Annotated in this window: 1 protein-coding gene; it reads right to left on the reverse strand. The window is 77.8% G+C overall.

The genetic code is table 11. The annotated features are described in order from the left end of the window. Window positions 1–32: 32 nt before the first annotated feature. The gene (locus ATM99_RS03155; RefSeq protein ID WP_062101484.1) at window positions 33–1,517 is read right to left on the reverse strand and encodes an NlpC/P60 family protein; all 1,485 of its coding nucleotides are present in this window, start codon (window positions 1,515–1,517) and stop codon (window positions 33–35) included. Window positions 1,518–1,922: the final 405 nt, after the last annotated feature.

The raw sequence follows: 1,922 nt of genomic DNA on the forward strand, positions 1-1,922 counted from the left end.
CGGGCGGGTGCGGCTCCCGCCTCAGCGCGTCGTCAGACGCGGCCGGCGAAGGGCATCGTGCTGCCCCAGCGCATCGAGGTCACGCGCACGGGGACGCCGGGACGCGACGCCTCGACGATCTGCCCGCCGCCCACCCACATGGCGACGTGGTAGATGGTGCTCGGGTCGTTGGTGTCGTTGGCCCAGAAGACGAGGTCGCCGGGACGCAGCTGGTCGTAGCTGATCTTGAGCACCTGGCGGTACTGGTCGCGCGACGTCCGGTTGATGCTGACGCCCGCAGCCTTCCACGCCTGGCCGGTCAGGCCGGAGCAGTCGAAGCCGTCGGGGCCGTTGCCGCCCCACACGTACGGCAGCCCGACCTTGGACCGCGCCCACTCGACCGCGGCGGCGCCGGAGTCGGCCGAGCCGCGGGACGAGCCGCTGCCGAGCCCCGGGCTCGAGGGCGCGGGAGCGGGTGCGGGGGCCGGCGCGGGAGCCGGAGCGGGTGCGGGCGCGGGAGCCGGAGCGGGTGCAGGGGCCGGCGCGGGTGCAGGAGCCGGCGCGGGCGCGGGGGCCGGCGCCGCACCGGACGCTCCGCCGGAGGCGGGCGGCGACGCGGGTGCGGCCGCGCCGGAGCCGGCGGGCTGCCCCGCGGCCGGCTGCGCGGCCGCGGGAGGCTGCGTCCGCACGGTCTGGGCCGCGGCGTCGGCGCGGGCACGTCGCTCGGCGTCGAGGGCGTCCTGACGGGCCCGCTCGACCTCGGCGCTGGTCTGGCGCGCGGCGGCGAGCGACGAGATCAGCTCGTCGCGCTCGAGCTGCCCGGCGGTCAGCGAGGCCGTGGCGTCGGACTGGGTGCGCTCGGCGTCGGCCAGCGCGTCACGCGCCGCGGTCGCCGCGTCGGCGGCGTCGGTGGCCGCCGCCGCGGCACGACGCTCCATGGTCGAGGCGACCAGCAGCGCCGCCTGGTACTCCTGCACCGCCTCGTCGGCCTTGGTGGTGGCCTGGTTGAGCGACGTCGTGCGCCGGGCGACGTCCTGGAACCCGTCGGCGGACAGCGCGGCCTCGATGAGGTCGGCCGAGCCGCCGGTGCGCGAGAGCTGACGCGCCAGGGCGACCAGGCGCTGGCGGGCCTGCTCGGCGTCGTCGGCGGCCTGGGTCGAGCGGGCCGCGGCGTCCTGCGCGCGCGTCGTGGCGGCATCGGCGTCGGCCACGGCCTGCGTGTAGGTCTCGCCGGCGGTCTGGACCGCGACCTCGGCGGACTCGGCGGCGGTCGCCAGCTCGGCGAGGCGGACCTCCATCTGCGCGACGGAGCGCTGCGCCTGCCCCACGGCGGCGCGCGCGTCGCGCACGTCGTCGTCCGAAGGCACGGCGGCCGCGGGCGAGGCGACCAGCCCGAGCGTCAGCAGCCCGACGGGCAGCAGCGCGAGCCGACCGCGCGCACGCCCGCCGAGGGGCCGACGTGCCGCCTCGGTGCACGTGGCGACAGGCGCCGCGAGGCGGGCGGCGGGGGTCTCGTCAACGGGGTCCGGGTGGCGCACGCTCGCGACGCTACCTGGAGGATTCCCACAAGAGAACACCTGTCACACACGTCCCAGAAGTCACACCGTTGTGGTTCGGGAGCAACCCGGACAGACCTCGTCGGCCGTCCGGGTGACGGCGCGCGGGGGCGCCACGGCGAGCGCCTCGGCGGGCACCGCCGCCCCGTCGCGCGCCGTGGACGCCTCGTCTCTTATCGTGAGACGGCCGTGTCGAACTGCGGGACGCGCGACGTAGTGTCGGCCGCATGTCCCGTCGAATGTGTCGCTGACCAGCGCACGTTCGGCATGCCTGCGGCCGGCCGTCCCGACGTCGGGACCCCCGCCCGCACCCTGCCGGCCGCGACCCGGCACCGTGCGCACCCAGACCCCCCGCGGGGCGGGCGTCGGCGCGCGCTCCTCGGGTGA

The organism is Cellulomonas sp. B6 (assembly GCF_001462455.1).
In the GTDB taxonomy this organism is placed as follows: domain Bacteria; phylum Actinomycetota; class Actinomycetes; order Actinomycetales; family Cellulomonadaceae; genus Cellulomonas.